The organism is Nitrospirillum bahiense, assembly GCF_007828025.1.
Taxonomy (GTDB): domain Bacteria; phylum Pseudomonadota; class Alphaproteobacteria; order Azospirillales; family Azospirillaceae; genus Nitrospirillum; species Nitrospirillum amazonense.
Window position 1 is genome coordinate 132,329 of record NZ_VITO01000006.1, and the last position, 25,610, is coordinate 157,938.

General features: G+C 63.8%; 25 protein-coding genes. 12 read left to right on the forward strand and 13 right to left on the reverse strand.

From position 1 onward, the window contains the following. Positions 1 to 63 precede the first annotated feature (63 nt). Together FBZ88_RS10575 and FBZ88_RS10580 are read left to right on the forward strand one after the other, a co-directional pair. Positions 64 to 1,872, forward strand: coding sequence for an ATP-binding protein (locus FBZ88_RS10575; protein WP_145616763.1), 1,809 nt, complete (start codon positions 64 to 66; stop codon positions 1,870 to 1,872). Further along, on the forward strand, positions 1,872 to 4,118 hold the full coding sequence (locus tag FBZ88_RS10580; protein ID WP_145616764.1) for an EAL domain-containing response regulator: 2,247 nt from the start codon (positions 1,872 to 1,874) through the stop codon (positions 4,116 to 4,118). Before FBZ88_RS10575 ends, FBZ88_RS10580 begins: the two co-directional genes overlap by 1 nt. Before the next feature lie 61 nt (positions 4,119 to 4,179). Here the strand turns inward: FBZ88_RS10580 and FBZ88_RS10585 are convergent, their stop codons facing one another. After that, complete coding sequence (locus FBZ88_RS10585) at positions 4,180 to 4,533, reverse strand: MmcQ/YjbR family DNA-binding protein (RefSeq protein WP_145616765.1); 354 nt, start codon at positions 4,531 to 4,533, stop codon at positions 4,180 to 4,182. A gap of 91 nt (positions 4,534 to 4,624) precedes the next feature. Between FBZ88_RS10585 and FBZ88_RS10590 the strand changes: the two genes are divergently transcribed. Beyond that, positions 4,625 to 5,167 carry a GNAT family N-acetyltransferase gene (locus FBZ88_RS10590; protein ID WP_088873711.1) on the forward strand — a complete coding sequence of 181 codons (543 nt, stop codon included), beginning with the start codon at positions 4,625 to 4,627 and terminating at the stop codon, positions 5,165 to 5,167. Positions 5,168 to 5,263: 96 nt separating this feature from the next. Here FBZ88_RS10590 and pdxR read toward each other — a convergent pair whose 3' ends face one another. Beyond that, a complete protein-coding gene (gene pdxR / locus FBZ88_RS10595; protein ID WP_145616766.1) occupies positions 5,264 to 6,688 on the reverse strand; it encodes a MocR-like pyridoxine biosynthesis transcription factor PdxR in 1,425 nt (474 codons plus the stop codon). A 125-nt stretch (positions 6,689 to 6,813) separates the two neighbouring features. On the opposite strand from pdxR, the gene FBZ88_RS10600 reads away from it, so the two are divergent. Then, entirely contained in the window at positions 6,814 to 7,452 is a 639-nt protein-coding gene (locus tag FBZ88_RS10600) for an FMN-binding negative transcriptional regulator (protein ID WP_145616767.1), read from the forward strand. Here the strand turns inward: FBZ88_RS10600 and FBZ88_RS10605 are convergent, their stop codons facing one another. From FBZ88_RS10605 to FBZ88_RS10615, 3 genes are all read right to left on the reverse strand, one after another. Then, positions 7,453 to 7,854: a DUF1398 family protein gene (locus tag FBZ88_RS10605; protein ID WP_088873714.1), complete on the reverse strand. Its 402-nt coding sequence runs from the start codon at positions 7,852 to 7,854 to the stop codon at positions 7,453 to 7,455. A 46-nt stretch (positions 7,855 to 7,900) separates the two neighbouring features. Continuing rightward, a complete protein-coding gene (locus FBZ88_RS10610) occupies positions 7,901 to 8,305 on the reverse strand; it encodes a MarR family winged helix-turn-helix transcriptional regulator (RefSeq protein ID WP_246138608.1) in 405 nt (134 codons plus the stop codon). Positions 8,306 to 8,470: 165 nt separating this feature from the next. Continuing rightward, complete coding sequence (locus FBZ88_RS10615; RefSeq protein WP_145608567.1) at positions 8,471 to 9,385, reverse strand: protein phosphatase CheZ; 915 nt, start codon at positions 9,383 to 9,385, stop codon at positions 8,471 to 8,473. 397 nt (positions 9,386 to 9,782) lie between these two features. Between FBZ88_RS10615 and FBZ88_RS10620 the strand changes: the two genes are divergently transcribed. Beyond that, positions 9,783 to 10,058 carry a hypothetical protein gene (locus FBZ88_RS10620; protein ID WP_145616769.1) on the forward strand — a complete coding sequence of 92 codons (276 nt, stop codon included), beginning with the start codon at positions 9,783 to 9,785 and terminating at the stop codon, positions 10,056 to 10,058. A gap of 17 nt (positions 10,059 to 10,075) precedes the next feature. Then, entirely contained in the window at positions 10,076 to 11,026 is a 951-nt protein-coding gene (locus FBZ88_RS10625) for a DUF1028 domain-containing protein (RefSeq protein WP_211102606.1), read from the forward strand. Here FBZ88_RS10625 and FBZ88_RS10630 read toward each other — a convergent pair. Both FBZ88_RS10630 and FBZ88_RS10635 read right to left on the reverse strand, forming a co-directional pair. Next, positions 11,001 to 11,807, reverse strand: coding sequence for an enoyl-CoA hydratase-related protein (locus FBZ88_RS10630; protein WP_145616771.1), 807 nt, complete (start codon positions 11,805 to 11,807; stop codon positions 11,001 to 11,003). The two genes, FBZ88_RS10625 and FBZ88_RS10630, sit on opposite strands and share 26 nt — an antisense overlap. 67 nt (positions 11,808 to 11,874) lie before the next feature. Continuing rightward, on the reverse strand, positions 11,875 to 12,723 hold the full coding sequence (locus FBZ88_RS10635) for a hypothetical protein (protein WP_145616772.1): 849 nt from the start codon (positions 12,721 to 12,723) through the stop codon (positions 11,875 to 11,877). A gap of 485 nt (positions 12,724 to 13,208) precedes the next feature. Between FBZ88_RS10635 and FBZ88_RS10640 the strand changes: the two genes are divergently transcribed. The 4 genes from FBZ88_RS10640 (at position 13,209) to FBZ88_RS10655 (ending at position 16,182) form a co-directional block, all read left to right on the forward strand. Next, positions 13,209 to 13,859 (forward strand): RNA polymerase sigma factor, encoded by a 651-nt coding sequence (locus FBZ88_RS10640; RefSeq protein ID WP_145616773.1) that lies wholly within the window; start codon positions 13,209 to 13,211, stop codon positions 13,857 to 13,859. Next, positions 13,856 to 14,377: a hypothetical protein gene (locus FBZ88_RS10645; RefSeq protein ID WP_145616774.1), complete on the forward strand. Its 522-nt coding sequence runs from the start codon at positions 13,856 to 13,858 to the stop codon at positions 14,375 to 14,377. The genes FBZ88_RS10640 and FBZ88_RS10645 overlap by 4 nt, the downstream gene beginning before the upstream one ends. 50 nt (positions 14,378 to 14,427) lie before the next feature. After that, positions 14,428 to 14,886 carry a periplasmic heavy metal sensor gene (locus tag FBZ88_RS10650; protein ID WP_145616775.1) on the forward strand — a complete coding sequence of 153 codons (459 nt, stop codon included), beginning with the start codon at positions 14,428 to 14,430 and terminating at the stop codon, positions 14,884 to 14,886. A 105-nt stretch (positions 14,887 to 14,991) separates the two neighbouring features. Continuing rightward, complete coding sequence (locus FBZ88_RS10655) at positions 14,992 to 16,182, forward strand: beta/alpha barrel domain-containing protein (protein ID WP_145616776.1); 1,191 nt, start codon at positions 14,992 to 14,994, stop codon at positions 16,180 to 16,182. Positions 16,183 to 16,515: 333 nt separating this feature from the next. Here FBZ88_RS10655 and FBZ88_RS10660 read toward each other — a convergent pair whose 3' ends face one another. The 4 genes from FBZ88_RS10660 to FBZ88_RS10675 are packed head-to-tail and all read right to left on the reverse strand — an operon-like array spanning position 16,516 to position 22,031. Beyond that, positions 16,516 to 18,375: a TniQ family protein gene (locus FBZ88_RS10660; RefSeq protein WP_145616777.1), complete on the reverse strand. Its 1,860-nt coding sequence runs from the start codon at positions 18,373 to 18,375 to the stop codon at positions 16,516 to 16,518. Between the two features lie 2 nt (positions 18,376 to 18,377). Beyond that, the gene (locus FBZ88_RS10665) at positions 18,378 to 19,361 is read right to left on the reverse strand and encodes a TniB family NTP-binding protein (RefSeq protein WP_186464322.1); all 984 of its coding nucleotides are present in this window, start codon (positions 19,359 to 19,361) and stop codon (positions 18,378 to 18,380) included. Position 19,362: 1 nt separating this feature from the next. Further along, entirely contained in the window at positions 19,363 to 21,513 is a 2,151-nt protein-coding gene (locus tag FBZ88_RS10670; RefSeq protein WP_145616779.1) for a Mu transposase C-terminal domain-containing protein, read from the reverse strand. Beyond that, entirely contained in the window at positions 21,510 to 22,031 is a 522-nt protein-coding gene (locus tag FBZ88_RS10675) for a hypothetical protein (protein WP_145616780.1), read from the reverse strand. The genes FBZ88_RS10670 and FBZ88_RS10675 overlap by 4 nt, the downstream gene beginning before the upstream one ends. Positions 22,032 to 23,173: 1,142 nt before the next feature. Here FBZ88_RS10675 and FBZ88_RS10680 point away from each other — a divergent pair. Next, positions 23,174 to 23,458 (forward strand): hypothetical protein, encoded by a 285-nt coding sequence (locus FBZ88_RS10680; RefSeq protein WP_145616781.1) that lies wholly within the window; start codon positions 23,174 to 23,176, stop codon positions 23,456 to 23,458. Here the strand turns inward: FBZ88_RS10680 and FBZ88_RS10685 are convergent. Both FBZ88_RS10685 and FBZ88_RS10690 read right to left on the reverse strand, forming a co-directional pair. After that, positions 23,433 to 23,894, reverse strand: coding sequence for a PIN domain-containing protein (locus FBZ88_RS10685; RefSeq protein WP_145616782.1), 462 nt, complete (start codon positions 23,892 to 23,894; stop codon positions 23,433 to 23,435). The genes FBZ88_RS10680 and FBZ88_RS10685 overlap by 26 nt on opposite strands. 3 nt (positions 23,895 to 23,897) lie before the next feature. Beyond that, positions 23,898 to 24,176: a type II toxin-antitoxin system Phd/YefM family antitoxin gene (locus FBZ88_RS10690; protein WP_145616783.1), complete on the reverse strand. Its 279-nt coding sequence runs from the start codon at positions 24,174 to 24,176 to the stop codon at positions 23,898 to 23,900. A gap of 472 nt (positions 24,177 to 24,648) precedes the next feature. Here FBZ88_RS10690 and FBZ88_RS10695 point away from each other — a divergent pair. Then, a protein-coding gene (locus FBZ88_RS10695; RefSeq protein ID WP_145616784.1) for an IS630 family transposase occupies positions 24,649 to 25,606 on the forward strand; the annotation gives its coding sequence in 2 pieces (ribosomal slippage) (positions 24,649 to 24,971 and positions 24,970 to 25,606; 960 coding nt in all). Positions 25,607 to 25,610 lie beyond the last annotated feature (4 nt).

Below are 25,610 nucleotides of genomic sequence, written 5' to 3' on the forward strand. Positions count from 1 at the left end.
GGACATGCAAGGCCCAGATGCCGGGATTGGCCCGACGGCGAATCGCAAGCGGAAGCATGGCTCATGGCACAGTCCTCCGGCCCCCGGTCGCTTGAAATGGGAACGGCGGACATGGTCGCCACCGCCCCGCTCCTGCCCCCGGCCGACTTGTCCAACCGGATCGCGCGCACCGCCGGCGGGTTGACCGTGCGGCTGCGCCTTCTGCTGGCTTTTGGCCTGCTAACCCTGGGCGTGGCGCTGGTGGGCGGGCTGGCCATGGACCGGCTGGGCGCGCTCAACGACAAGGCGGCCGTCATCCGGGACAACTGGCTGCCCAGCACGGCCGTGAACGGGCAGATGATCTCGGCCATCAAAAGCCATCGCCTGGCGGAAGCACGGCTGCTGTTCGCCCCCGAGGCCGACCTGGAACGCAGCCTGCAGGCGCTGGACCAGCGCAACCAGGATGTGGAGATCGCGCGCCGCGACTATCAGCAATATATCGTGATGAACACGGAGGACGAACAGCGCCTGCACGCCTTCGACCAAGCCTGGGCCGCCGGACAGCAGTACCAGATGCGCCTGCGCGACCTGGTGCTGGAGCATAACCGGGACGAGGCCATCGCCCTTTACAACGGGCCGCTGCGGGATGCCGATACCCAGGCGACCGACGCCATCCTGCGCGACCTGGCCTTCAACGTGAACCAGGGTCGGGCCACGGCCCGCGAAGGCAACGCCATCTATGCCGCTACGCGCGCGCTGCTGTGGTCCGCCATCGGCCTGGCGGTGGTGGCGGGCGCCGCCCTGGCCTGGCTGGCCATCCGTACCATCGCGGCCCCCATCCAGGCCATGACCCTGGCCACCGAGGCCTTCGCCCAAGGCCGTTACGACCATCCCCTGCCCTGCACCGACCGGCGGGACGAGATCGCCGGCCTGGCGGCGGCCCTGGCCGTGCTGCGTGACAAGAGCGCGGAGCGCGACCGGTTGATCGCCGCCCGCACCAATGAGGCGCAGTCCCTGTCCGCCGCCAAGACCGAGGCGGAGACCAACCTGGCCACGCTGCGCCAGCTGCAGGACCAGTTGGTGGAATCGGAGAAGCTGGCCGCCCTGGGGTCCCTGGTCGCCGGGGTGGCGCACGAGGTGAACTCCCCCTTAGGCGTGGCCGTCAGCGCCAGCAGCACCCTGGCGCTGGAGACCAAGCGCTTTCTGGCGGCCATCGAGGCCGGGCAACTGCGGCAGAGCACGGTGGACCGCTTCGCCCGTGTGGCGCGTGACAGCACCGACCTGCTGGAGCGCAACCTGGACCGCGCAACCACCCTGGTGCAGCACTTCAAGCAGGTGGCGGTGGACCGCGCCAGTTCCCAGCGCCGCCGCTTCAACCTGGGCGAGATGGTTTCCGACACCCTGACCACACTGGGCCCCATGCTGCGGCGCGCCTCTTTCAGGGTAGAGACCACCATCCCGGATGGCATCGACCTGGACAGCTACCCCGGTCCCCTGGGCCAGGTGTTGACCAACCTGATCCAAAACGCGGAACTCCACGCCTTCGACGCGGCACTGCCAGCGCGGGAACGCCAGACCACGGGGCAGCTGCTGCGCATAGAGGCCAGCCGCAACGCGCGGGATGTAACCCTGCGCGTGCAGGACAACGGCGGCGGGATGGGCGAGGATGTACGGCGACGCTTGTTCGAACCGTTTTTCACCACCAAGATGGGCCAAGGGGGATCGGGCCTGGGCATGCATATCGTCTACAACATCGTCACGGGCATCCTGGGCGGGGCCATCGCCGTGGCCTCCAAGCCCGGTGAGGGGACGACCGTGACGCTGACGGTACCCCTGATGGCGCCGCACACCGCCGACGACACGCCGCCGGCCTCACCGGGAGAACCCGGCTGATGGCGAACCCGGCTGAAGCCCTGATCCATATCGAGGATGACCGGGGGACTGCCCGGCAAAGCGGGCCGGGCTGGCGCATCCTGGTTGTCGACGATGACGAGCAGGTGCACCTGGCCACCCGCCTGGCGCTGGAGGGCATGGATTTTCGCGGCCGGCCGCTGACGCTGGACAGCTGCTACACCGCCTGGGAGGCGTTCGAGTATCTGGCCGGCACGCCCGACATCGCCGTCGTGTTGCTGGACGTGGTGATGGAGGATGAACGCGCCGGCCTGGATCTGGTCCGCCGCATCCGGGAGGAATTGCGCAACGACCAGGTGCGCATCGTGCTGCGCACGGGCCAGCCGGGCTATGCCCCCGAGCTGGAGGTCATCCGCCAATACGACATCAACGATTACAAGGCCAAGACCGAGCTGACGGTCACCCGCCTGGCCTCCAGCATCATCACCGCCCTCAGGTCTTATGAGCAGATCGTGGCCTTGGACCGGCACCGCCGGGGGCTGGAGCAGGTGATCAAGGCCTCCGCCGACCTGTTCAGCGAGCGCAGCCTGAACGAGTTCAGCGCCGGTGTCCTGATCCAGCTGGCCGCCCAGATGGGCATGGAGCCTGAGGGCCTGTTGTGCGCCCAGGGCACGGTGGACGGCCCCGTCATCGTGGCCGCCGCCGGCCGTTTCGCCGGCCACATCCGCAAGCCCCTGGCCAGCCTGGGCAATGTGGAGATCGAGGCCGCCTTGCTGGAGGCGTTCTCCCGCCGCGAGGGGTTCAAGAGCCGGGGCGGCGACATCCTGTACCTGCAATCGGGCAGTGCCCACCCGGCGGCCATCTACATGTCCACCCCCACGCCGGTGGACGAGCAGAAGCGCGACCTGGTGCGCCTGTTCACCATCAACGTGGCGCTGGGCTTCGAAACGGCGACCCTGTTCGAGCACCTGCGGTCCGTCGCCTTCACCGATCCCCTGACCGCCCTGCCCAACCGCGCCGGCTTCATCGCGGCGTTGGACCGGGCGGCGTCCGGCCAGAACCTGGTGGTCATCCTGCTGGACCTGGACCAGTTCCACTTCATCAACGCGCGCCTGGGCTTCCAGGTGGCGGACGCCCTGCTGCGTGCCGTTGGGCACCGTTTGGTGGCCAATTTCCCCGAAGCCGTGGCCGTCAGCCGCTTCGGCGGCGATCGCTTCGCCCTGGCCCTGCCCGCCCCGGCGCAGGCGGACCTGTCGCTGGCCCTGCTGGAAAGCCGGCTGGAGGTGGCGTTCGAGACGGGATTCGATGTCGCCGGCCGCCACGCCAGCCTGTCCGCCACCAGCGGCTGCACGTTCACCGTCACCGGCGCGACCGGTGCCGATGACAGCCAGCCGGCCGGCGACCTGCTGGTGCAGCAGGCGTCCCTGGCGTTGAAGGATGCGAAGTTGCGCGCCCGTGGCCGGCTGATTGCCTTCAATCTGGAGCTGGAGCGGCGCAACCACGCCGGCCTGGCCCTGCTGGCCGAATTCCGTGCCGCCCTGCGCAACCGCGAACTGGTGCTGCACTACCAGCCCAAGCTTGACCTGATAAGCGGCCGGCCGGTGGGGGTGGAGGCGCTGGTGCGCTGGCAGTCCCCCCGGCATGGCCTGCTGATGCCGGCCCAGTTCCTGGATCTGGCGGAGGCCAGCGGCTTGGTGCTGCCCATGGGCCTGCAGGTGCTGGAGATGGCCATACGCCAGCGTCGCGCCTGGCGGACGGAGGGGTTGGACATCCCGGTCGCCGTCAACGTCTGCGCCTTGCAGGTGCAGCAGGCGGATTTCTTGCAAGGCATCGACGGCGTGCTGTTGGCGCAGGAGGCCACGGCCGAGGGCATCGAGATGGAGATCACCGAGTCCGTCTTCGTCGGCGATGACGCGCGCACGTTCGACCATATCCAGGGCCTGCGGGACCGGGGCTTCGGCGTGGCTCTGGACGATTTCGGCACGGGATACTCATCGCTGAGCTACCTCAACCGCCTACCGGCCACGACGGTGAAGATAGACCGACGCTTCGTCCAAGACATGAACCGGGACGCCAAGTCGGACATGCTGGTGCGCGCCATCATCCAGGTGGCGGCCGTCATGGACGCCAAGGTGGTGGCCGAGGGTGTGGAGACGGAGGATCAGGCCGAGCGGCTGCGCGCCCTGGGCGTGCCCGTGGCTCAAGGCTTCCTCTACAGCCCCGGCCTGCCAGCCGAGGAACTGGCCATCTGGTGGCTGAAGCAGGATGCGCCGGGGGTCAAGGACTAAGCCGTCTTCCTGCGCGGCTGCATCAGCCAGTTATTCCCTTTTCCGGGGCCGCGTCGGCCAATTATTTCCTTTTTTGGGGCCGCGTCGGCCCCTGGGCCATCGCCAGACGCCAGGCAGCCGTCAAAGCGCCGGTCAGCGTGGCCTCATCCGCTGCCGCCAAGGCCACATGGGTGGCGCCACCCCGTCCCCAGCCGCCCGGAACCGGTTGGAAGACGGACGGAGCCGCCGCCACCCTCATCTCTTGTTCCTCCACCGCCAGCTTGACCATGCCGCGCCCGAGATCAGGGTTCCCCACGTTTTGATCAAGCGTGGCGAAGATGCGGTTACCCACGCGAAAATCGGCATGACCCATGTGCGCGCCTTCCTCCACCCCGGCCAGCGAGCGCGCGATGCGGCGGAAATCGTCTGGCGTCATGGCGGCAATTCCCCAAAGCGACGGGACAGGCGGTGATGCCAGTGTATCATCAACAGCTTAAGGCGTGGATCGAAGATGGGAGAGGGACACCGTGGCCTACACCTTGCGCAAGGCGACATTGGCGGACAAGCCGGCGTTGCAGGCCTTGATCCAAGCCTCTGCCCGGGGCCTGAGCGGGGACCACTACACGCCCGAGATGGTGGAGGGCGCGCTTGCCGGCGCCTTCGGCGTGGACAGCGACCTGATCCATGACCAGACCTATTTCGTGGCGGAGGAGGCGGACGGCCTGTTCGTCGGCTGCGGCGGGTGGAGCCGGCGCATGACCCTGTTCGGCGGGGATGCCCGCCCGGATCGTAGCCCGCAGATGCTGGACCCGGCCCGCGACCCCGCCCGCATCCGCGCCTTTTTCGTCCATCCCCAGCGCGCGCGCCAGGGCATTGGGCGCGCCCTGCTGGAAGCCTGCGAGGCGGAAGCGCGGGCGGCGGGCTTTCAGGCGCTGGAACTGATGGGCACCCTGCCTGGCGTCCCGCTCTACCGCGCCCTGGGCTTCCACCCCACGGGCGAGGTGCTCCACCCCTTGCCCAACGGGCAGACCATCGCGTTCGTGCCCATGCGCAAGGAGTTGGGGGCTTAGATCAGATCGTCCAAAGGTGGAATCACCTTTGGACGTGAAGCTGCTCGCAGACAGACTCAGCGAGAGCCGGCTGCGTCTGGTTGTACGCAGGCAGCCCTAGCCCTGGCGGATCGCCGCCGCCAAGATGCGCACGGCGGGAGCCATCGCCGCCCCCACCGTGCCGGCGAAGCCGAGGACGAAGCCGCTGGCGGGTGCGGAACCGAGGTAATAGGAGGAAAGGGCCGCCGCCTTGACACCCCGCGCCAGGACGGCCTTCGCGATGGCCGCGTCGTCGCCCGGCTCCCGCAGACGCGCCACCAGATGCAGGCCGGCCTCGGGATTGCCAGCGGTATCCAGCACATCGGCGGCATGCTCGGCCAGGGCGGCGATCAGGGCCTGGCACCGGGCGCGATAGAGGGGGCGCATGCGCCGCACGTGGGCGGCAAGGCGACCCTGAGTGATGAAGCGCGCCAAGGTCTGTTGCGTCAGGCCTGGTGCCCCCCGGTCCTGCATCCACTTCGCATCGGCGAACCGGTCCGCCAGGGCCGATGGCACGATGAGGTAACCCAGGCGCAGGCCCGGGGCCAAAACCTTGCTGAAGGTCCCCAGGTAGAGGACCCGCCGGCCGCCGTCCAGTGTGTGCAGCGGCGTCAGCGGCCGGCCGCCATAGCGATATTCCCCATCGTAATCGTCCTCCAGCACCCAAGCATCGGCCCCCTCGGCCCAATCAAGCAGCGCCAGGCGGCGCCCCAGGCTGAGCGTCACGCCCAAGGGATATTGATGGGTTGGGGCGACCAGGGCCAGGCGGGCGCCGGGCCGGGCGACCAGGCCAGTGGCCACGTCCATGCCGTCGCCATCCACCGGCACGGGCACGATCTCCAGCCCCGCCGCCGCCAGGGCGCACCGGCCGGCGACATAGCCCGGCTCCTCGAACCAGACGGCGTCGCCGGGGGACAGCAGGGTGCGGGCCACGAGGTCGATGCCCTGCTGGGCGCCGCTGACGATGATGACCTGGCCGGGGGTGCAGGCGATGCCGCGGGCCACGGCAACATAGTCCGCGATGGCGGCACGCAGCTCCGCCGTGCCGCAGGGGTCGCCATAGGCCAGCAGGTGCGCCGGACGTCCGCGCTGGGCGGCCATCCCCGCCTTGGCCCAATCGGCCCAGGGGAACTGGTCCAGCGCGGGGATGCCGACGGCCAAGGGCAGGGGGGGCGCCGTCGGCGCTGTGAGATTGGTGGATGCCGGGGCGCTGGGCACGGCGCGGGGTGCGATCGTGGCCACCCCCTCGGCCACGTACATCCCGGCCCCGACACGGCCCAGCACATAGCCCTCGGCCACCAGCCGATCATACGCCTGGACGACGGTGATGCGGGCCAGCCCCTGGTCGCGCGCCAGTTCCCGGCTGGACGGCAGCCGCGTGCCGGCAGGCAGGCGGCCGGACAGGGCGGCATCGCGGAAATAGGCGACGATCTGGTCCTGCAACGACGTGGACGCCTGCCGGTCCAGCATCAGGCTGTTCCAGAGGGGCGCGATGGCGGACATGGACGGAGCGGTCCCTCATACCAAACAGGCCTACCGGACTTATCAGAACGTGATAATTGGCGCTATGGGACAATCCAGTTTGGCAGGAAACTACGCGCATCCCGCAGCATGGAAGGCCAGCCGTCATGTACCGCCCGACGCATTTCAAGGAAGACCGCTTGCCCGTGCTGCACCAGGCCATGGCGGCCATCGGCCTGGCCAATCTGGTGACGGTGGGGGCGGATGGCGCACCCCAGGCCAGCCCCCTGCCCCTGCTGCTGCGCGCGGATGAGGGGCCCTACGGTACGCTCTATGGACATGTCGCCAGGGCCAATCCGCAATGGCGGGAGACACCGGCAGGCAGTCCGGCACTGGCCATCTTCATGGGACCCGACGCCTATATTAGCCCGTCCTGGTACGCCACCAAGGCGGAAACCGGCAAGGTGGTGCCCACCTGGAACTACGCCACCATCCACGCCCGGGGGCCCATCACCTTCTTCGAGGACGCAGACGCCCTGCTGGACCTGGTGGGCGGCCTGACCGACCGGCATGAGGGGGCCCGCACCGCGCCCTGGACGGTCGCTGACGCGCCCGCCGATTTCATCCAGGCGCAACTGCGCGGCATCATCGGCTTCCGCCTGATGCTCACCAGCGTGGAAGGCAAGTGGAAGATGAGCCAGAACCGCCCCGTCGCCGACCGCGACGGCATCGCGAACGGACTGGCCCGGGATGGGGCCGCCGGCGTTGCCGCCTTGGTGCGGGCGGGTGGTGCAGCGGTGCCCTGACTATTGGGGAAAATGCTCCACATGGGTTTCCGCGGTGCGCCCGAAGTACAGCACGCGCCGACCGGAGAAGGAGACGATGTAGCCGGCGCACCCGGCGGCCTTCGCCCTCCTGCAGAAGGCCGTATAGGAATAATCGGACGGACAGGCTTGCGCCCATTTGATCAGTGACGCCACAGCGGCCGCGTCAAAGCGGGCTGCGACCTGATCGTCCGTGGGGTGGCCTTCCAGCGCCACGCTATCGCCGTCCGGCAGGAAATAGGTGGCTGTGTTGCGGCGGTAATCGACAGTATATCCCTCAAAGCCGGACTGGATCAGCAATGCCACGATATCCGGGAAATCCATCGACTTGTCATAGGCTGCGGCGAAGCATCTTTGAGCAATGGCGATCCGTTGCGCATTCATGGGCGCCGTCCTTTCGCTGGAGTGAAGGTTGGAATCCGCCCGGCGGTCAGTCGATGGGCGCTGTGTTCAACTTATGCTTAGAGGCGATTTTGTGGAGCAGCCCTTTGAGCTGTGCCCGTTCACTGGGCGAAAGCCCGTTGAAGAAGGCGGCATCGTTCCGGTCCGCCAGTTCGGCCAGCAGGGGCACCAGCGATCGGGCCGCCGGTTCGAGGGCCAGAGTCTGGCCGCGCCTGTCCTCCAGATTGGCCTCACGCCGGACGAGGCCCTTTTCAACCAGACGGTCAGCCAGTTTGGAGATGGCCCCCTTGGTCATGCCCATCCGTTCCGCCAACGCGGATGGCGCCAGCCTCTCCACGTCATATAGCACCCGCAAGAGGACCCATTCGGCCACCGTCACCCCCCGGGCCTCCACCGCGCGAGCGAAACTTTGGGAAACGGCGTTGGACACCATCCTCAGCCAATAGCCTAGGTGGGCGTGGAGGTCCGATGGGGTATCACCTGAGGGCATGCTGACCGGCTCAAATTGTTGACTAGGAAACTAAATGGATGGCATTTGCTTGTCAACGCCTTCCCGGTCAGTGCGCTCCCCCGCGAACCGAGGCGGGCCTTTCTGGCTTTAGTGCGCCGCCTCGAACAACGCGTCGATTTCCTGCTGGGTGCGCAGGGCATCGGCCGACAGGCCGGTGGTGCTGGGGATGACCATGTCCTTCACCGGCGCGGCTGGCTTTGCCGCCACCGGTTGCGCGGGCGAAACGGCACTGAACAGGGCATCGATGGTGGTCTGCGACGGCGCCTGCAGGGCGGGCCCATGCAGCAGATGGGCATCGGGCCGGGCGTCGTCATGCTTGTACGGCAGCAGCACCTCCCGCGGGGCATCCGCCGGCGGCATGGCGGGGGCGGTCGAGGCCTGCGGCAGGGTGCGCCAGAGGCCGGTGATCACGCCCACCCGTTCCTCGATATAGCTCAAGGTGTTCACCACCTTGGCGGTGCGTTGGCCGCAGATGTCCTGGAAGGAGCAGGCCATCATCACGTCCATGCAGGCGTTCTCCAGCGCCGTCAGCAGCTGACCATCGACCATGCGGCCCGGGCGCAGACGACGCAGGGCGCCGGTCATGCGTTCCACCGTGGTCAGGATGCGGTTGGTCGCCTCCTCTGTCGCGGTGACGATGGCGTCCAGCTCCGAGGTGGCGGCGCTGATGCGGTCGGCCTTGGGATCGCTGGGCTTGATGGCCGCGATTTCACGTTTCACCAGGCGGATGGTGTTGGCCATGGCCTCCACCTCCGCCTTGAGGAAGGCGATTTCGGGGTTGCCCAGCTGACCACCGGCCGGGGCCGGCGCAGGGTCATTGCGGGAGGCCGCGATCAATCGCTGGATACTGGCGATGGTGCGCCGAAGCTCATCGGTTTCCACCGACCGTGCGCGCCGCTGAACCTCATAGAAAAAGTCCCGGCCCTTGGCCGTGGCCAGCAGGGATTCCTCCATCTGCCTATATTCGTCCAGCGTCAGGCCGGAGCTCCGGGTCGTCTGCATGCCCATAACGCCCTCTCACAAATACGCCACGCGGCCGGCCTGCCCCGGCTTACGGTGCTCAAGCTTAAGTTCCTCATGAGCATGAGTTTTCCGTCAATATAGGCTTCCTCCGTAGACGTATGTATTTCAGATGAGTTTTACCTTACGCAATGTGGGTAGTTCTCGTCACATTTGTGATAAAAGCCGGCACGTCTGTCTCCATACCCACCTCCAAATAAATAAAGAAACCGCTCCCTTTCTACGTAGGCACAATCAAAGCTGGTACCGCGCCGCGCCGCCTACCCTCGTGACCGGGCCCAGCCGCCAATGATACCATTGCCCCCGTTACAGGACGCCCAATCCCAGAACGGGTCAGTTCTAGGACACCCATTTTTAAGACGAGTGATGGATGCCGACCTTGCGCCACACATTTCCCCGATATACGACGCGACTGGTCGTCCTGTTGCTGGCCAGCGTGGTGATGGGGACCGCCGATGGCGCGGTGGCGGCGGAAGCGGAGGCGGAAGCCAAATCTGTAGCGCTGGAGGCCAGTTGCAAGCCCAACAAAGTGGAGGCGGTGCAGCGCTTCGTCGGCAACAATCCCGACATCGTCTACAAGATCACCTGTCAGAACGGGAAGGACTTGGCGGTTTATGTCCGCTGCCAGGGCCGCACCTGCTTCCTGGTGCACTGACGCCCATGCGATGGTGGTTGGCCCCCCTCGCCCTGGCCGGCCTGCTGGCCGCGACGGCACCGGCGGGTGCCACCTTCTCCATTATCGCCTGCGACCAAGACCGCTGCGGCGTGGCCGTCGCCACCAACAACCTGGCGGTGGGGGCCAGCGTGGACTACGCCCAGGCCGGCGTCGGCGCCGTCGTCACGCAGTTCGAGACCAACCCGGCCATGGGCCCCAAGGGCCTGGCCCTGATGGCCGCCGGCCATGCCCCGGCCGATGCGCTGTCCATCCTGCTGCGGGAAGATGGTGATTTCGATGGTGAGGGGGTGGAAGCGCGCCAGGTGGCCTTGGTCGATGCCAAAGGACGCACCGCCGTCTTCACCGGACGCGACGCGATGGCGTCCGCTTACGCTGGTGACAGGCATGGGCCAGGTTATGCCGTGCAGGGCAACGGTTTGGCGGGCCCCGCCGTGCTGACGGCCATGGAGGACGCCTACAAGGCCACGCGGGGCAGGTTGGAGGATAGGCTGCTGGCGGCGCTGGAGGCTGGCCAGGCGGCGGGTGGCCAGAGCATCGGCAAGCTTTCCGCCGCCTTGGTGGTGCGTACGCCCGACGGCTTCCCCCTGGATCTGGATTACCGCGTGGATGCCAGCACCCAGCCCTTGTCTGACCTGCGAGCCCTGGTGGAACGCCACCATGCCTGGCAGGCGGTGATCCGCGCCGACAGGGCGGCCCGCAAGGGCGACACCGCCGGGGCGCGGACGGCCCTCGCCGAAGCGGCGCAATTGGCCCATGGCTGGGATCGGGTGTGGCGCCGCGCCGCCCGGGTGGCACTGCTGCTGGGCGATGCCGCCGCCGTGCGCGATTATCTAGCGCGCATGGCCGCGGCCAATCCGGTTTGGGGCCGGCAGGAGGCCGCTGATCCCGCATACCGCGACCTGGTGTCTCCGGCTGACGCGGCTAGCGCCCCCAACCCCGCCAGGTGAAGGTGGGCCGGCGCTTGGCCAGGAAGGCTTGGCGCCCCTCCTCGAAATCCACGTTGCGGGCGGCCTCTCCCAGGAAAGTGGCGGCACCGGCATCGGTGACGGCCGTGGCACCATCCTGGACGGCCTGAATGATGCGCTTGGCCGCCTGTATGGAGAATTGCGATAGGCCGCACAGGGTCGCCGCATACTCGCGCACCGCATCCGCCAGCGCGGCGTCCTCCACCACCCGGTCCACCAGGCCGATGGCCAGCGCCTCCTCCGCCCGGATCAGCCGACCACTGAACAACAGATCCTTGGCGCGGGCAGGCCCGACATGGTCGACCAGGCGCCTCGTGTCCTCGAACGGGTAGACGAACCCCAGCTTGGCAGGGGTGATGCCGAAGCGGGCGCCGGCCCCGGCGAAGCGCAGATCACAATGCAACGCCAAGCCGCAGCCGCCACCCACGCATAACCCCTGCACCATGGCGATGGTGGGCTTCGGGCAGCGCTCCAGCGCCAGGTTGGCGGCTCTCACCGCGGCGTTGAAACGGGCAGCGCCCTCCGCCGTGGCGAAAAGCTCGGCGAATTCGGAAATGTCGGCCCCGGCGGAAAACGCGGTGCCACCAGCACCGGTCAGTATCACCACCCGGACCTCGGAATTGACCCCCAGCCCGTGCATGAGGCCGGGCAGGGCCAGCCACATCTCCAGCGACAGCGCATTGTGCTTGTCCGGGCGGTCCACCGTCAGGGTGGCCACCCCCTCCTGTACCGACAGGCTAAAGCCCGGAAACGCCCCATCCATCCCGTCCACCGGTGTTGCATCAACCGCCGTGGCATAGTGGCCGGGTTCGACCGGCCCCGGCAATGCCTTAGCCCCTTAAAGGACGGAAATAGCGCAGGACGGACTGCAGCTCCGTACGTAGGCCGGAATCCTCGCGCAACCGCGCCTGCAGGGCATTGTCGCGCTTGGCCAGGTAGACCACGTGATCCTTGGGTGGCAGGGAGCGGTAGGATGGCTTGGCGGCCAGTGTGCCATCATCCTGCACTGTCGATAGAAAAAAAGAAGACCTCATGAATTTGGAGAACAGCTTGTTCGCCCCCTCCGCCGGCTCTCGTGAAATGATCGAACATATATAAAATAGACGGAAGTAATAGTAATTGTTGTAAATGCGTTGGACGATGAAAAACTGTTCGCTTGGCGCAGAAACCTTTGAGATCATCTGCTGGTCTTTGAACCCCGCATAGAAGTAGTTTGACGCCTCGCGAGCGAACAGTAGGGGTTTTTCCCGTTCCTGGCTGATACGCTTGCGATAATCGATCAGCGCACGACCCACCAGGGTCTGGATCATACGCCGCTCCACATCCAGATCCGGCGGCAAGCCCATCAGGAATTCCATCGCGGGCAGCAACTGCACGGGGTGCGTGATGGCGACGCGCTTGGCCCGCCCCTTGCCGAGCAGAGAGGCCTGGAGCCACTCGATGGTGTCATGCGCCTGCCAGCGCAGGCGGGTCATCATGGGGATGGTGGACAGGCCGCTGGCCTGCAGAAACAGACGTACCTGATCCCGCCAGGACTTCTGCGGCAGAGTGAAATATTCCACGTCGGTCAGGCGCAGTGGCGAGGCGACACTTTCCCCCGCCACCGGTTCCGGCCGGTGGTTGAGGCTGCGTCCGAAGATGACGCCCTTGGTCTTCCGTTCCCGCTCCGCCAAGCTCATGACAGCAGTCCGTCCGCCCGCACCGCCCCGTCCCTGTCCGTTCTCCGCCTCACCCGTCCGCGACGCTTCGCGCGGTAATCTTCATGCGCGGGAAAGGTATCATATTTGATCACATTGATTAACTAATAGCGCACACCACTTTCGCGAGCAGACATACAAAATGATATTGACCGCCGCCTGTCCGTTCTGCCGCACCCCTAGATAGCGCAGGGTTGTCCGCTGGACTTACGTACCATAGCCAAGTTTGTGTCACGGACGTAGGCGGCTTTTCAGGTGGCGCCAACACCTGACCTTCCTCCTACCGCTCGCGCGCGCACAACCTAAACAGGCAAAATCCGCAAGGGATGCCGTCGCCCATGTCCCCATTTTTCCCTTCCCGCAGTTCGACCGTCACAGCTGTGCCCTCACCCGGCGGGCAGGGCTACGCCTATGGCCTCTCTGGCGCAAAGGCCGCGATTGGTCTAACTACGCGGGTGGATGGCCTCATGGGGCTGCCCTTCACCCGGGACGGCAAAGGCGACCCAGTGCAGCGGAGCGATGGCCAGAACCTGGCCACCAGCAGTGATGAATACCTGGTCGGCCGCGTTGCCCAGGGCGACGCGCAGGCCTTCCGGGTGCTGACGGATCGGCATTTGGACCGGACGGTCACATTGGCGCGCCGCGTCCTGGGGGGGGCGGCCGAGGCGGAGGATGTGGCGCAGGAAGCCTTCCTGCGCTTGTGGCAACATGCTGAGCGTTTCCGCCCGGCCGAGGCCCGTTTTTCCACGTGGTTCTACCGAATCACCGTGAACCTGTGCCTGGACCGCAAACGCCGGCCGGTGCACGACACGCTCGAAAACGTGCCCGAACCGGTGGACCCATCCCTTGACGCCGTCGCCCTGGTGGAACGCTCGGAACTCGGACGGTTGGTGGCGCGGGCAGTTGATGATCTGCCCGAACGGCAACGGGCCGCCATTTCCTTGTGCTATGATGCGGGCCTGAGCAACGCCGAGGCCGCAGCCGCCATGGAAGTAAGCGTTGGCGCGCTGGAAACCCTGTTGGTGCGGGCCCGCCGCGCCTTGCGGGCAACGTTGGCGCCCCTGGCGCCGTCCGATGCCCAGGACGGTCGACGCTCACGGACGGGAGGGCCGCGATGATGGACGGGATGATGACGGTCGCGGAATTCGAGGATCTCGTGGACCTGCACGGCCCGGACCCGGAGTTGTGGCCGGTGGCGGACCGCCCCCGGGCAGCTGGTCTGCTGGCCCAGTCGGATGCGGCGCGGGTCGTGCTGACCCAGGCTGGCCTGGCCGAACAGGCGCTGACAGCCATGCCCCTTGACCGGGCCAGCGCCGAACTGCGCCGCGCCATTCTGGCCATTCCCACAACTGCGACCGGGGGGCGGGCCGCCACCCGCATGACAGACCGCAGGTTGGCCGCCCCACAAGCGGGACTGCCCGGTCGAACCCCAGCCTTCGCCGGCGGAAGCCGCGCGGTCTGGGCGGGCGGCATTCCCGCCGCCCTGGTATCCGGACTGGCCGCAGCCGTGGTCGGCATCGTGTTGGGGGTACATGGCGTTTCCCCCCTGGCTCTGCCATTCAGCGACTCGCGGACCTCGGCCACGACCGAATACATGAAGGCCATGACTGAAATCGACACGGAGATTGGACAGTGACCGAGGGGCGTGCGCATTCCGACCCGGGCACTTCCCCTGGAAGCCCCACCTTGTCCAAGCTGGTGATCGTCCTGCTGGCCATTTCCGTTTCGATCAATCTGCTCGTCGCGGGCATGGTCGTGGGTCAGCGCCTGGATGGCGTCCGCCCGCTGGGCCGGGTGAATGTTACCCGTGGTGACGCCAACCCCAATAATAACAGCCGCCCGGGCCCCTATGACCTGTTCGTGAAGAACGCGCCGGAGCAAGTGCTGCCCTTCCTTAAGGATGCCATCACGGCTCACCAGGATCTGTCACAGATCCAACTGCAACAACTGCGGGATGCCCGCCGCGAGGCGGTGCAGCAGTTGAAAGCGCAACCCTTCGATGCCGCGGCCGCCAATGCGGCCTTCGCCCGTGTGCGCGGCTTGATTGCAGAAATTCAGCAGAATGTGCACGAGACCGCACTGGGCGCTTATGCCCGCGCCTACGGCCAAACGCCACCTTCCGCCAACCCCGACAAGCCGCAGTAAGGGCGCGCGATTCCACGTACACCTACAACGCGGCTTGCCCAGGCCCGCCGGCCATCGTCTATGATCCTCCAGCGCATGTCCTGAGGACGACGGAAGGATGGCCACATGGCCGAGGATAAAAAGCAAGTGATGGCGCCCAGCGCCGGCATCGCAACTCCCCCCACAGAGACCGCTCAGGCTTGGCCCCCGGCGGACGCCATCGGTCGATGGACCGACGTCTATTTCAAGCGCACCCGTACCATCGTGGAGCGGAACGGCGACGTTCCCGTGACCTACGCCGTTTTCATGCGGCGGCCCGTGGTGTTCGCCCCACGGCTGGCGCTGGACTGGCTTAAATCGGTGGCGGCGGCCCGGGGCTTCACGCCGGAAATCGAAGTCCGCTATCACGAAGGACAGTGGGTGGGTGCTGGCGAACCCATGATGTGGATCACGGGGCCCTTCTCACAGCTCGCGGAGTTGGAGACCCTATTCCTGATGAAGCTGGGTCCCGCTTGTGTGGCCGCTCATAACGCCTTCGTAATGAGCGCGGGCCTGCCCAAATCCGCCTTCTTGGCCATGGATGCCCGCCATTGCGCCGGTACCGAAATGGCCGACCTGATGGCCTATGCCGCCAGCGTCGGCTCTGAACGGGCCAAGCGCAAGGTCGGCGCCATCGGCTTCATCGGCAACGCCACCGATGCGACCGCCCATTATTTCGGTCAAACCCACGGCTTCGGCACCATGCCGCACGCCCTGATCGGCTACGCCGGTTCCACCGTCAAGGCAGCCGAGCTTTACCACAATACCTTCCCCGGCGAAGCAATGACGGTGCTTGTGGATTATTTCGGCCGTGAAGTCAGCGACACACTCGCAGTATGCAGGCGTTTCCCTGAGCTGGCCGCCGCGGGCGGGCTGTCGGTACGACTGGACACACCCGGCGGACGCTTCGTCGAGGGCTTGGATCCTCCGCAAAGCTATGCAGTGCTGGAGCGCCGCGCACCGGACAGCATCCGGGGATACCGGGATGAAACCGAGCTGCGCTACCTGATCGGTGCCGGCGTTTCCGCCGCCGGTCTGCACTGGGTACGCGAGAACCTGGACCAAGCGGGTTTCACCAAGGTGCGAATCGTCGCCTCAAGCGGTTTCAGCCCCGCCAAGTGCCGGGTCATGGCCGATGCCCAGGCGCCCATCGACGTGGTGGGCACCGGCAGCTTCCTGCCCGAACATTGGGGTGAAACCTATGCCACGGCCGACATTGTCGCCTATGATGGCGTGGCCCGCGTGAAGATGGGACGCGAGTTCTTACTGAAACGCTAATGTCCCAAGCAAGAAAAGCCCCGGGCGGCCTTTCCCGAGTGATCGGAAAGGCCGCCCGGGGGCTTTGTCGACAGTGCGCGGGGAACGTCACTTGACGCCTTTGACCTTCATCCCTTTTCATGGAAATCCGGATCTTGGGCGTCTGAGAGCCTCAGGAAATCTGGGGGGCTTTTCATAGAATTCCAGATTCCTTTTCATGGAATGCCGGATTCAGGCAGGTCTTTGTCATAGAACGCCGGATTCGTGTCGGCTGTGTCGTTGGCCCGGCCCCTTATTGGAGTGGCCGAGGGACTTGATTCGGAGAGATATGTCGCGCACCTCGCGCCGATTTATCTATCCGATGATCCGGTCGATATCACTGCGCTCATAAAGATACATCTCGCCGCCATCGACGGAGGGACCGGAAACCGGTCGTGCTCCGCTGTACAGAAGCGTCGAGTTGACTGATTTGACATCTAAACCGCGCTGGGCCGCAACGTCTCTGGCGAGCATGTACCTTCCAGAAAAGTCGCGGAAATCCTTGTTCAAGACCTTGGCACGGCGGGTGACGCGTCCGACCTTGTCCCTGGATTTCAGGATGTCGTTTTGCACCCAAAGTCGAACCGACTTGGTCTGAACGTTCAGCTTGGCCGCAATGTCGGAAACGGCCAGAACGTCCTGGCGAAGCTTCACCGCCAACTTCTTCACCGCGTCGATGGTGAAAACCAGATTGGTAAATCCCCGGGATCCCGCCAGCCTCCCGGCTGGAAGCAAGGTTCCCTCGATGACAGCGCGATATACCGTCGCGGCGTTCCGGTCGTCATAACTCATCGGCATGCGTCTGATGAGGTTGGCCGTCGTGATCATGTCTTTGCCCAGCGGCAACGGCAGCTCCGTCAGTTCCAGGCGGTTGACGGCGTCCAGGAGATCCTGGACTTCTGCCCTGAGAAGCGGGTGCTTAAAGAATGTGGTGGCGATGGGCTCGGATGCCACGGTGAGAAGACCGGCGTCCTCCATCTGCCCAAGGGTCCGATCATTGACCCCCAGCATGGCCCTGGCGGCCTTGCCATCAATGTACCGCTCGACCTCGGCTTGGAGGTCCAAAACCTTCTGGGGGTCGAGCCGAGAACCGAAGCCTTTGCCCGTTCCCTTGACCAAGAACATGTCGCGTTCCTCGGCCAGACGCATGAGTCGAGGCATTGAGGTCCCCAGGAGGCGAATAGCCTCCTGGGGAAGAAAGAAGGACCGCGATGGATTGGCACGGCGCGCGCGGACGACGGCCCTGGCTTTGGTTACCAGCGTGACATCACCGGCGACATACTGGCTGAAGGTGCCGGTAATGGGCCTGAAGGCAGGATCCTTATCCTGTTTCAGGATCCATTTAGCGGTAACGCCGATGTCGCGGTACATCCGCTCGTGCTGGTCCTGACGATCCGCCGCTGACTGCCGCAGCCAGTCGATATGGCGGTAGAAGGAATGGGGCCAGTCCGCGCAGGCCTGCCAGCCGATGTTCAGGTAGGCAAGGACTCGTTCGGGATGATGCCGACCGATTTTGACCGCCGCGACATTCAACAAGGTGTCGTGGACGCATTGGCCCAGCATGTAGATGGTCTTCAGCAGGCAGCCGACATCCATGCCTGCCAGCCCTTCCGGCGGGGGCTTACCTTCGAGGAGTGAGACAACAGCCCTCAAGCCTTCAATCTCGTCAGGGGCAGGCTCGGGGTCGATGACGCGGTAGTCGGCACCGCAATGCACACAGTGGGTCAACTTGCTGGTCAGCCAGTTGAGTGGCCCCCTGCACTCGGCACACCGGTCGACCAGCATGACGTTGTGATGGGGGCAGGCCACCATGAACACGAAGTCCCAGACAGCGCGATGATAAGGGGCTTCAGCCAGGCACAACGGGCAGCATTTCCGCCAGATGAGGGAGACGAGTTCCTTCGGCAGCGTGTGCCCGAGGAGGCGCACGTGTCGGGTATCGGCTGCGCGGTAGGACATGCGCTCCAGCTCGTCAGGCGTCATCGACAGGAGGTGGCGAAGGGGCTCCATGTCGGTATCCGACAGCATGAAGGCGCGGGCCGCCATGAGGCGCGGAGCTACATATGTCAGCACAGCCCAAGGGGTGGGCCTGAAGTTCTCTTCAGCAGACCTGGCGACGAAACCAAGGAACCCTTCATCAACGTAGGGCACCAGCGGGAAAATCAATTTGAACATGGCTACAGCAGTTCCTTCAGCGCCTGATCGGTTTTACGCGGCCGGGGGAGGCTGAGTTTCTCCGTGGTGGGCGCGGGCAGCACCTTCAGGGAATGCTTATCGGACCGGAACGGATTGGGCTGTCGGCGCTCTGCCCTGACCTGTCCCCTTTCGAAGGCTTCAGCGAGGAGTTCCTGGCTTAGGCAGGGCAATGGAGAGCTGCGTTCAACCAGCGCCATTTCCGCCGCCATTTGGAGCCATTTGGTGGTTTTTCCAATTAAGCCGCCAGAAGCGATCCAAAGGCGAAATGCCATGTCATCGTCGAACAGGTTCGACGGCGCTGGGAGGCCCATGCGTTCTTCATACATGTAGAGGAAAGATTGGTAGATATCCCGGTCCGCCTGTTTGAACCAATCGAAGGGCTCCAGAACTTCAGACCATCCATTCCGACGCTCCGACTGGGAATTTGTATCGATGACCTCGGCTCCCTCGGGCTGACCCGCGAGAATCACCGGACAGACAGCGGCGTTCAGGATGGATTTGATGAGGTCGCCTGAAGCATACGCGTTGGCTCGCTTGTTACCCGCGCTGACGATGTGCTGGATCTCGTCGAGGATGAGGAGTTTAGGCGCCGCTCTGGCCAGCGTCCGGGTAACAATATGGGTGTACTCGGACACGCTGCGATTCGAGGGAACATCGCCCAGCGCTTTTAAGATCGCGATGGCCAAGGCCTTCAGCGTCGATTGAGGAGGAATCTCAACATATAGGACCGGGTGATAGAGATAGCGATCCCGCTGTTCAGCCGGGTACTCGTCGACAATCTCCTTGAGGAGGGTAGACTTGCCGGTACCCGTAGGCCCCAGCAAAGTCATCGACCGGGCTTCCTTACCGCAACAACCAATGTCTATTGCGTTGCGAATCCACTGCTTGATTTGAGCCTGTTTAGGCAGGTCGATAGCGATTTTTACAATGTTTCTGAAGCGTTCAAGTCGCTCTTCACGATCCATGTTAGACATCCTTGTTTCCACCCCGACCGGTGACCCCCATACGGCGAGCCATCTCTGCAAACCTTGCTGCGCTGGAAGCTGACGAGTTGGTCCCCGAGGCCGATAAATCCGATGCGACGGGTTCGGTCGGGGACGGGAGTAGTTCCAAGACTTCCGGTGTTGGCGCGGAAGCAGTGAAGTCCTGGCCGATGTTGTCGTCCTCGTCCGGAATGGTGAATTCCCCAGCAAGAACCGAGTCCGGCAGGTGCTCCAATGCGTCCGAAATGGAAAGGTCGCTTAGCGCCGGATTGATGGGACTGGGGATCTGGTGCTTAGGGACGCCATAAGCAGCTTTCAGCCGTCGAACCTTTCGGTCTTTGGGGACATGCTTGTCTTGGATGTACCGCTGTAGGTCGGCGTGGGCTGCCGCGACGTTGTCCTCGCTATATTTTTCTGGCCGGGCCTTGATGAGTTTCAGGGCCAGGGTCTGCTGCACGAGCGTCACACCGCGCGCGTCGAACATCCGCCGCGAACCGGGTGATTGTTGGACGGTAACGAAGCGCTCTCGCCCGGGGTCGTAGACCTGGATGGCTCCCAGGTCTTTAGGGTCGATCTTGCACATCACCGTGCCGCCGGGGTTGTAGGCGGGGCTGGTGCGAATGGCCGCGATTTCAGGCCCGTTGTAGATCAGGTTATTGACCCTGACCCCGTAATCGAACAGCCGCCGATGCGTTGTCAGACAGAACGCCGCTTTCAACACCTCCGGTTCGGGCAGCGGAATGATGTGGTGCCGCGCCACGCTTTCCAGCCACCGGCGATGAGGCACGTCGTTGATTCCGGTGTGGAACTGTTGGGAATAGACCTCGATAATCCAACGATGGACCAGGTAGTCCAGCTCCTCCAGGGTAACGACAGGCTGCATTTCGACGGCTTCTTCGTTCCGCCGCCGATAAAAGTCTTCGAAGGTTCGACCCGGGATGTAGCGGACCAGGCTGCGGGTGAAGGTGCCGAAGAATCGTTCGATTGCCGCCTTGTCGTTGGGCGTCTCGCGGGCCGCGAAGGTGATGTTGCAACCAAGCAGCTTGAGCATCGCCGAGAAGTCATTGGCGACGAACTGGCTCCCCAGGTCCGCGAAGTAATTTTCGGACAGCCCCCAGCACGGCCACGCCCCTTTGATGTCAGGGTACTTTTCCTTCACATACGTTTTTGGGTAGGTCGCGTGATGGATGCATTCGATGGCAGCGGCGACAGATTGCTCGAAGCCGATGTAGCGGCCAACCGGCATCCTGCTGAAGTGGTCGTAAGCGATAATGACGACGGGACGGTCGATGGGATTTCCATCCTTGTCGACCACGATTAAGTCGGTCTTGAGCAGATCCAGTTCAGTGCGCTCGTGGTGGCGCTCAGTCGAGACATGTCCGGTCTTCGGCCGATAAATCCGGTCTGCCACGGCGACACCTTTCCGGTTCGCGGTGGCCACGTATCGGTCGTAGGTTTTGATTTTCCGGTAGACGGTGGAGTAGCTCGGCACCCACGTGTCGCCGGTCAGCCGATTGCGACGCGTGAACACGTCGCGGACCTGTCTGTAGACGTTGCTCACGTCGTACTGCATTGAATTCAGGAAGAGGCCCTCGACCGTTTCGTCAAACAGGTTCTGCGCATCGAGCTTCTGCTGTGAGCCGCGGCGCCCGCGCTGTGCAATGCGGTCCATCAAGGCCTGGAAGTCGCGTCCGCTTTTCTCCCATTCGGTGATCCAACTCTGGAGGGTGCCCGGTTGAGGAGGGTGACGGTCGTTCAGCACGGCGGCCGTGGCTTCGATGACAGGGACGAGTTCCTGCCGCTTCCGGGTTTTCAGCCCACTCCTTTCCCAAGCCTGGACGTAGGTCACTCGGCGCAGAGTCCGGGCCTTCAGGTCTTCATCGACTTGGAGCTGGGCCAGCGATGTCAGGTCGCTCTTGCGGCCTTCCTTGAAGGCGCGTTCTTCAGCACCGCCGACGCGATACGCTTGTCCCCTCGCCATCAGGTCCAGCAGCTCGTCTTCGCGAACCACGAAAGGGGAGCTGTTGGCGACATCAAGGAACACCAGGTTGCGGCATGCGTCACGGCGCTCGAAAGCAACCATTCGCCCTTCGATGCGCAGGTACTGGTCGCGGAAGAGGGCAATGCTGGTCATAGCGTCTTCCTCCCCGTGACGAGGCAAACTGATGTATTGGCGGATAAGGGCTGACTCATGCTGAGCCGCAGCTTGCCTTTGAGAGCCAGTCCGTAGACGTGGGCCAGGCCTGTGACCTCGGTGCCGCCTATTGCCTGGATGACCTTGCCCACGGTGTCAGCACCGTTGGAGATCGCCTCGATGACGGAAAGCTCGCTGGCCCGGTTTAGGGGCGCGCTCTTCCATCGGTTCAGTTCGACTGCGTTTTTGAACCTGGGTTCGAGGTGGACGAACCGGTCATCGAGGCAGCGATAGTCAATCCCCCACCGGCCATATGCCGTGGTCAGGAGGTCGGCGTCGCAATATCGAGCCTTCGGCTTCTGCCTCGTGTCGATGATGTCGACAGCGTAGGTGGCGGCCTCTGCCTGCACGATGAATGCGACGACGTGGGAGGTCGGCTTGCCGTTGAGGATATAGTGAGCGACGTGTGGCCTTGACTGGAACCCGATGACGGAGGGGTCTGCCTGGAGCAGGTACATGAAGTCGCGGTCAATGTCGCGGTACCAGCGAGCTTGTCCTTCGACAACTTTCCTGGTCGCGAAAATGCCACTCTGCCGAGCCCGATAGCCTTTAGGCGGAGTACCATCAGCTTGTGAAAGTTGAATAGCTCCAGGCCCGAGACCTCGATCAGGTCCCGAAAACGAAATTCTCGAAGGCATAATACCCCCGCTTATTCGGTGGATTCCAATAATAGGACCAACTGACGTGACGACGCCGGTTTCAGGTCATATTATTTGGAGTATGTCTGCTGAAATCGCCGCAACAACTAGCCAATATTCCGTCGAACACGTGGCGTCATTCGTGCTGGCCATGATTTTGTACTCCGGCCCGAGGTAGCGACGCAACTTGCATACACGCAGATGTGTGTCGGCAACAATTGCGCGCGATCTCAAGGTGGTGTATAAAGTTAGTTAGATATGGCTAGTATTCGCCATAAAACCCTGACCCAGCTGGTATGATCGAATCCGGGCTTGTGTATTTTCAGGGTTCAGACTTGAGCCGCCTAATGGGCAGAGGCTCAATAAATACCTATTCGCCGTATGCTGGCGAAGGCTATATCACCGCTTATAAAGCCCCCTTGGCGCGTCGCGTGTCCGAATTCGGACCGCAGATGTAGGCCATGTACTTGGCGGAGCATTAAGTGGTCGATCATAGCGCGTCACCGGATGTGAGGAGCTTTCCGACCATTAGGCCTACTCTGGATATTCCCATCAAGAAGCAAAATGAACTTTTCCGATATAGTCTTGGCGTAAAGTCTTTATCTTAAGAACAGCCAAGTCACTGGTTGTCGGGACATTCTATATCCTGTCGAATTCGGACGCGAGTTGAGCAGCTGGTGGGGTTTCGCTTTATCCCGCGTTTTCCCGAAATTACCCATTTGCGGGATAAACCCTTCAATTCCAGCGCTCAAGCGTCCGCGGGTGAGTCCCAGCCCTCCGTCGCGCCTGCAACGGCAGTTCGGGTTACCGGCCATGAGGTTTCGGGAAGCATGCTCCCCGAAGCCTGACTGATCAGCGAAACTGGGGAAAATTCAGGCGCCACTTCTGGGGAGCATTCGTCCGCCGCCGATAGTTTCCGAATCGAGTCCCCTCGTCGGGCAAAGAGGCGTAGGCTAACCAATATGGCCACCCTGAAGGGATGGCGGGCCCAGCCAGATATGGAGGACGCGATGTCCGAGAAGGCGCCCGGCTTTTGGCACGACTTGCTGATCGAGGAAATTGTTGAGGGTCTTGAATGGGCCCGATCCCCGCTGCCGGTGCTGATCCCGCCAGTAGAGCAGTTGGCTGACGTCGCGGAGGGGATGGTCCCAACCAGCCTGAAGCGGCGCCCCAACGTCCATGTGGACTTGTCGGCGCTGGCGGGCTTGCAGACGGCGACGGCTAACCCGACTGCGCCTCGACATTGATCAGGCTGTCGTAGGGGTTCAGCAGCTCAAGACCCGTGCTGGCGGCGATGAGGGAAAAGTGGCGTATGTTGCGGGTCGCTATTATCGCGCCCGTGTCCAGGGCTGTTGCCGCGATCATGAGGTCCCGCTCGAAGCTTGGGGTCCCGTCATGGGGAACGGAGATGGAGAGCGCCCCATGGAGCCTGGCGATCTGGCCGTCGTAGGGAATGATCGGCAGCGCCAATGTCAGGGCGCGGAACCAGAGGTCGTTGTCGTTGGCCTCGGCTATTCGGCCCTGGATACGCAGGCGGGTTATCCCGCGTTCTATCTCCGAGATCACCACGGCAGGGACCAAGAGCTGGTCGGGGGACGTGTCAGTCCACCATCTCAGCAGTTCCGGGTGTTTAGTGCCGCGCCGAAGATCGGACAGGACACAGGTGTCGATTACGTATGTCACCGGTCATTTCCCATCCTCCCCGGCCTGCCTGCCGACTATTCTGGGGATCCAGGTGAACGGGGTGTCACCGGCCCGGCCACCAGGGTAGGCGGCTGCCGATCCGGCGGCCAAGTGATCTTTCAGTAGAGATCGAATGGCCAGCCAGTCGGCTTGGGAGATCACGACGGCAATGTTGGCGCCGCTGCTGGCGATGGGTTGGGGGCCGTCCTGTTGGCACGCGGTGACGACCTCGGCAACACCATCGCCGAGAGGCCCCAGTTCCCAGGAGTCCTTGTTCGCCATACTGACTTAGCCTCGGCACTTCACCAGGGCGCACACAAGCGTATCGGGACATGCAGGGTCCGCCGGTATCTACCGGGCCTACACGCCCTAGAAAATCGCGCCCTCAGGAATTCCTCAAAAAGCCTATGCCGGACATTTCGGCCGGGCAAGGTCTCTTCGGACAGACTAACGGCGGTGATTCCCGAATTCAGCGGAGCCAAGAATTGGCCCCGCATTCTGGAAATCCTTCGCGATCTTCGGCTCTAGATAATTCATTGGAAAATATAGGACTTCCCACCACAAACGAATGATTCATACGCGCGGTCTGTGCCAAATTTCATCGGGGATTTCGCCATGTGGCGAACAGAAATCTTATGCAGAATTCAATTTCCCCAGACCGAGGAGTTCGGTCTCTAGAGCGTTCTGCTTGAAACCGGAATCGATGGATTCCCTTTGAAGGCTGGATGTGATTCATCTTTATCGGAGGTGGATCATGGGCAAGCCGTATTCAGAAGACCTTCGGGAACGTGTTGAGGCACGGATAGCGGCGGGACATTCTCGCCGGGAAGCCGCCCGTCACTTCGGGGTCAGTCCGAGCTTCGCGGTGAAACTAGCGCAACGTGTTGCAGCGACAGGATCAGTGGCGGCTCCTCGCCAGGGTCGTCCGCCTGGCAATGGCAAGCTGGCCGAGCATCTGCCCCGGCTGATCGCGCTGGTGGAAGCGCAGCCGGACATCTCGATGGCGGAACTGGCGAAGAAGCTGGAAGCGGCGACAGGCCTTGTCGCCCATCCGGCCTCGCTGTCGCGGGCGCTGACGAAAGCGGGGTTCAGCTTCAAAAAAAACGCTGCTGGCATCCGAGTGCGAGCGCGCTGACGTCCGGGAAGATCGCCGGGTGTGGCGAGCAAAGCGCCAACCTCGCATGCGTCAGGAGCCCCACCGCCTGGTCTTCATCGATGAAACGGCGACGACCACCAAGATGACCCGGCTACGAGGCCGGGCGCGCCGAGGACAGCGCCTGAAGGCTCGGGCCCCCTTCGGTCATTGGAAGACCCAGACCTTCGTGGCCGCCCTGCGGAGCAATGGCCTGACGGCGCCCTGGATCATCAATGGCCCCATGGATAAAGCCGCCTTCGAGACCTATGTCGAAACCCAGTTGGTCCTGGAACTCAATCCCGGCGATGTCGTCATTCTCGATAACCTGCCCAGTCACAAAAGCGAGAAGGCCAAGGCCGTCCTCAAGAGGGCAGGTGCCTGGTTCCTCTTCCTCCCGCCCTACAGCCCTGACCTCAACCCCATCGAGATGGCCTTCGCCAAACTCAAGGCTCACCTCAGGCGCATCGGCGCCAGGACCATTGACGACCTTTGGAAAGCCGTCGGAAATATCTGTGACCTATATGACCCTGACGAATGCTGGAACTACCTCAAAGCCGCAGGCTATGCGTCCGATTAAAAGC

What these genes read in the sequence shown, in the direction of transcription:
- FBZ88_RS10645 (WP_145616774.1), top strand. Translation starts at nt 13,856, where the DNA reads ATGATGGACGGGATGATGACGGTCGCGGAATTCGAGGATCTCGTGGAC.
- FBZ88_RS10635 (WP_145616772.1), bottom strand. Translation starts at nt 12,723, where the DNA reads ATGAGCTTGGCGGAGCGGGAACGGAAGACCAAGGGCGTCATCTTCGGA.
- FBZ88_RS10615 (WP_145608567.1), bottom strand. Translation starts at nt 9,385, where the DNA reads ATGCAGACGACCCGGAGCTCCGGCCTGACGCTGGACGAATATAGGCAG.
- FBZ88_RS10575 (WP_145616763.1), top strand. Translation starts at nt 64, where the DNA reads ATGGCACAGTCCTCCGGCCCCCGGTCGCTTGAAATGGGAACGGCGGAC.
- FBZ88_RS10655 (WP_145616776.1), top strand. Translation starts at nt 14,992, where the DNA reads ATGGCCGAGGATAAAAAGCAAGTGATGGCGCCCAGCGCCGGCATCGCA.
- FBZ88_RS10680 (WP_145616781.1), top strand. Translation starts at nt 23,174, where the DNA reads ATGGCCACCCTGAAGGGATGGCGGGCCCAGCCAGATATGGAGGACGCG.
- FBZ88_RS10605 (WP_088873714.1), bottom strand. Translation starts at nt 7,854, where the DNA reads ATGAATGCGCAACGGATCGCCATTGCTCAAAGATGCTTCGCCGCAGCC.
- FBZ88_RS10580 (WP_145616764.1), top strand. Translation starts at nt 1,872, where the DNA reads ATGGCGAACCCGGCTGAAGCCCTGATCCATATCGAGGATGACCGGGGG.
- pdxR (WP_145616766.1), bottom strand. Translation starts at nt 6,688, where the DNA reads ATGTCCGCCATCGCGCCCCTCTGGAACAGCCTGATGCTGGACCGGCAG.
- FBZ88_RS10600 (WP_145616767.1), top strand. Translation starts at nt 6,814, where the DNA reads ATGTACCGCCCGACGCATTTCAAGGAAGACCGCTTGCCCGTGCTGCAC.
- FBZ88_RS10690 (WP_145616783.1), bottom strand. Translation starts at nt 24,176, where the DNA reads ATGGCGAACAAGGACTCCTGGGAACTGGGGCCTCTCGGCGATGGTGTT.
- FBZ88_RS10610 (WP_246138608.1), bottom strand. Translation starts at nt 8,305, where the DNA reads ATGGTGTCCAACGCCGTTTCCCAAAGTTTCGCTCGCGCGGTGGAGGCC.
- FBZ88_RS10665 (WP_186464322.1), bottom strand. Translation starts at nt 19,361, where the DNA reads ATGGATCGTGAAGAGCGACTTGAACGCTTCAGAAACATTGTAAAAATC.
- FBZ88_RS10660 (WP_145616777.1), bottom strand. Translation starts at nt 18,375, where the DNA reads ATGTTCAAATTGATTTTCCCGCTGGTGCCCTACGTTGATGAAGGGTTC.
- FBZ88_RS10640 (WP_145616773.1), top strand. Translation starts at nt 13,209, where the DNA reads ATGGGGCTGCCCTTCACCCGGGACGGCAAAGGCGACCCAGTGCAGCGG.
- FBZ88_RS10670 (WP_145616779.1), bottom strand. Translation starts at nt 21,513, where the DNA reads ATGACCAGCATTGCCCTCTTCCGCGACCAGTACCTGCGCATCGAAGGG.
- FBZ88_RS10585 (WP_145616765.1), bottom strand. Translation starts at nt 4,533, where the DNA reads ATGACGCCAGACGATTTCCGCCGCATCGCGCGCTCGCTGGCCGGGGTG.
- FBZ88_RS10675 (WP_145616780.1), bottom strand. Translation starts at nt 22,031, where the DNA reads ATGTACCTGCTCCAGGCAGACCCCTCCGTCATCGGGTTCCAGTCAAGG.
- FBZ88_RS10630 (WP_145616771.1), bottom strand. Translation starts at nt 11,807, where the DNA reads ATGGATGGGGCGTTTCCGGGCTTTAGCCTGTCGGTACAGGAGGGGGTG.